Origin of the sequence: Collimonas sp., from assembly GCF_044339385.1 — a bacterium.
Classification (GTDB): Bacteria; Pseudomonadota; Gammaproteobacteria; order Burkholderiales; family Burkholderiaceae_D; genus Collimonas.
In genome coordinates this window covers 1-2947 of sequence record NZ_JBIIVN010000223.1, presented here as the reverse complement: position 1 = coordinate 2947, position 2947 = coordinate 1, and the positions used below count along the sequence as shown (strand labels likewise).

The 2947-nt window shown below is 53.9% G+C and carries 3 protein-coding genes; all 3 read left to right on the top strand.

Annotation, left to right across the window (positions count from 1 at the left end):
* The first annotated feature begins 218 nt into the window (after window positions 1-218).
* The 3 genes from ribD (at window position 219) to ACIQ0R_RS12125 (ending at window position 2674) form a co-directional block, all read left to right on the top strand.
* Window positions 219-1313 carry a bifunctional diaminohydroxyphosphoribosylaminopyrimidine deaminase/5-amino-6-(5-phosphoribosylamino)uracil reductase RibD gene (gene ribD / locus ACIQ0R_RS12135; RefSeq protein WP_395827794.1) on the top strand — a complete coding sequence of 365 codons (1095 nt, stop codon included), beginning with the start codon at window positions 219-221 and terminating at the stop codon, window positions 1311-1313.
* Between the two features lie 17 nt (window positions 1314-1330).
* Window positions 1331-1954, top strand: a complete 624-nt coding sequence (locus tag ACIQ0R_RS12130) for a riboflavin synthase (protein WP_395827791.1) — start codon at window positions 1331-1333, stop codon at window positions 1952-1954.
* Between the two features lie 153 nt (window positions 1955-2107).
* On the top strand, window positions 2108-2674 hold the full coding sequence (locus tag ACIQ0R_RS12125; protein ID WP_395827788.1) for a Pr6Pr family membrane protein: 567 nt from the start codon (window positions 2108-2110) through the stop codon (window positions 2672-2674).
* The last annotated feature ends 273 nt before the right edge of the window (window positions 2675-2947 follow it).

Genomic DNA, 2947 nt, shown 5'->3' with positions numbered 1-2947 from the left:
GAGTGCTTCAACACCAACTGTTTGATAGACTTATCCACAGCTGCTAACTCAAAACGCAGCGACCAGCCCTGGGTCACATTTCGATCAGCAGGCTGGGTCAAGATTCAATTAGCGCCAACACCCCATGATGCTTTCGTTAGCGTCTGCGCCGTCATATTTTGTACAATCACAGCATGTTACCTTTCTGATTGCTCCTCTATGAATTTCACGCTTATCCCATGACCGAGGTTGAAATGCTGATGTCGCAAGCGTTGCGGCTTGCTGAAAACGGTCTGTTCTCCTGTGCGCCTAATCCCGCCGTTGGCTGCGTCATCGTCAAGGATGGGCAGGTTATTGGTGAAGGATTCACCCAACCGCCGGGTGGCAACCATGCCGAGATCGAGGCTATCGCAGATGCCACGGCCAAAGGCCATGACATACGCGGTGCCACTGTCTACGTCACGCTGGAGCCGTGCAGTCATTTCGGCCACACCCCGCCATGTGCCGATGCTCTGGTGCGTGCCGGCGTAGCCAAGGTAGTGGTGGCGACGGTCGATCCCAATCCGCTGGTCGCCGGACAAGGTATGGCGCGTTTGCAAGCAGCGGGCATCACTGTCGAGTCGGGCGTGTTGGAAGTGCTGGCGCGCGAACTGAATATTGGTTTTTTTACCCGTATGCAGTCCGGCAAGCCATGGGTGCGCCTGAAAGTGGCTGCCAGTCTCGATGGCAAGACCGCGCTGCATAATGGCCAGAGCCAATGGATTACCTCGCAAGCGGCACGTGATGATGGCCACATGTGGCGCGCCCGCGCCGCTGCCATTCTGACCGGTATAGGCACGGTCAGGGAGGATAATCCCCAACTGACGGTGCGTTCGGTGCGCACGATGCCTTTGGTGCGTCAGCCGCTGCGGGTGATTGTTGATAGTAAATTAAGTATCAATCCGGACGCAAAGGTCCTGGCAGGGGGCGGTAATCTGATCTTTTCTGCAGTCATTGATATGCACAAGCAGGCACAGCTGGCACAAAGGGGGGCTGAAGTGGTGGTGTCGCCGAATTCTGGCGGCAAGGTTGATCTGCCGCAAGTGATCACTGAGCTGGGCAGGCGCCAGATCAACGAACTGCATGTCGAAGCCGGTTCCAAGCTGAATGCCTCGCTCATCAGTGCGGGGTGCGTCGACGAATTGTTGATCTATCTGGCACCGGCGATATTGGGCGACGGACGCAGCATGTTCGATCTACCGGCGCTGACAACGCCGCAAGACAAATTTTCGCTGAAATTCCACGAGATCAAGCAGGTAGGCGAGGATTTGCGTATCCTTGCACGATTCCATTAATTTTTTATATTTCTATCATGTTTACAGGTATTGTCGCCGCGATTGGGAAAATTACTTCCGTTAAACCACTTGGTGAAGGGGTTGATGTTGGCGTCCGGCTAGTCGTCGATGCCGGTGGCTTGCCGCTCGCAGATGTCGCGCTGGGCGATTCGATTTCATTGAACGGCGCTTGCATGACCGTAGTTGAAAAGACTTCCGGCAGTTTTGAAGTCGATGTCTCGCGTGAAAGCCTGAACCGCACCGTCGGCCTCGATGCCATCGGCGAAATCAATCTGGAAAAAGCGTTGACGCTGGCAGACCGCCTTGGCGGCCACCTGGTTTCAGGGCACGTTGATGGCTTGGGGCAAGTGCAGAAATTTGAACCAGTCGGCGAATCCTGGGAGCTGGTAATCAAGGCATCGCGCGATCTGGCCAAATACTTCGCGTATAAAGGGTCGATCGTTGTCAACGGTGTTTCGTTGACGGTCAATCGTGTTGAGGACGTCGCCGATGGTTGCCTTTTTTCGATCAATCTGATTCCGCACACGATTGAAGTGACCGCATTGAAGCATCTGCAAGCCGGCAAGCAAGTCAATCTGGAAGTTGATCTGATTGCGCGCTATGTCGAGCGAATGCTGAGCGCCGGTCAACGCATTGTGTAACGCCTGACTTCACGACGTTGTGCCCCGATCTTTTTTAGATTACGCAATCTGACCATGAACAGGACTTCTCCCATCGCCCCCCAGCTATTGCTGGCATTGATCGCCGCTGTTTGCTGGTTTGCGCTGATTGCGCAGTTCTCGATCTCGATCCCGTTGCTGCTCTCGCAAGGCATGACATACGTCGAGGCGGTCTGGCGCATGTTCGGTTATTTGACGATCCTGACCAATATCCTGATCGCTGTTTGCAGTACGGTCGTGCTGCTGATTCCCGGCTCAGCAGTCGCCCGGTTTTTGGCGCGCCCCCCCGGGGGGCTGACGGCGCTGGCGTTTTATACCATCATTGTTGGCCTGGGTTACAACATCCTGTTGCGCAACCATGCCCCGTTCACCGGGCTGCACCGGCTGGCCGATGAAGGCTTGCATTCGGCAGTGCCGCTTTTATTTACGCTTTACTGGCTGCTTTATGTGGCAAAGGACGGCTTGCAGGCGAGGCATAGCCTGCTCTGGATGATTTATCCACTCGGATACTTTATTGTGGCTATGGCCAGAGGAAGCGCGTCGGGATTTTATCCCTATCCTTTCCTCAATGTGACGAACCTTGGCTACGCGCGAGTGATGCTAAATGCGTTCATGCTGCTGATCGGATTTTTTGTCATTGCCCTATCGATGGTTGCTATCGCCAAGTTCGGGCGCAAAAAATTAGAGCCTGTTAATAATTAAGTGATTCATCCGACTTTTCTGTGGGTCATTGAAACCGGATACAGGTCAAGTCCGCCACAGTGGAAGTAGACGGCGATCTTGAAGTTGTCACGGTTTCTGAATCCGCAGGCGCGTTTTTGTATAGTTGCAATTTTGGAGTTCAATCCTTGAGCTTCCCTCGATTTTTCGTCTTCCAACAGGTGGCTTTTATGCCGCCTGTTTTTCCTGATGTTGCTCAGTGAGCCAGTCATCTAAATACTGGCAGGGTGAACGATAGCCAAGCGTCGAATGCTG

Bases quoted from the DNA above. Each gene is read 5' to 3' on its own strand.
- ribD (WP_395827794.1), top strand. From the start codon at position 219: ATGACCGAGGTTGAAATGCTGATGTCGCAAGCGTTGCGGCTTGCTGAA.
- ACIQ0R_RS12130 (WP_395827791.1), top strand. From the start codon at position 1,331: ATGTTTACAGGTATTGTCGCCGCGATTGGGAAAATTACTTCCGTTAAA.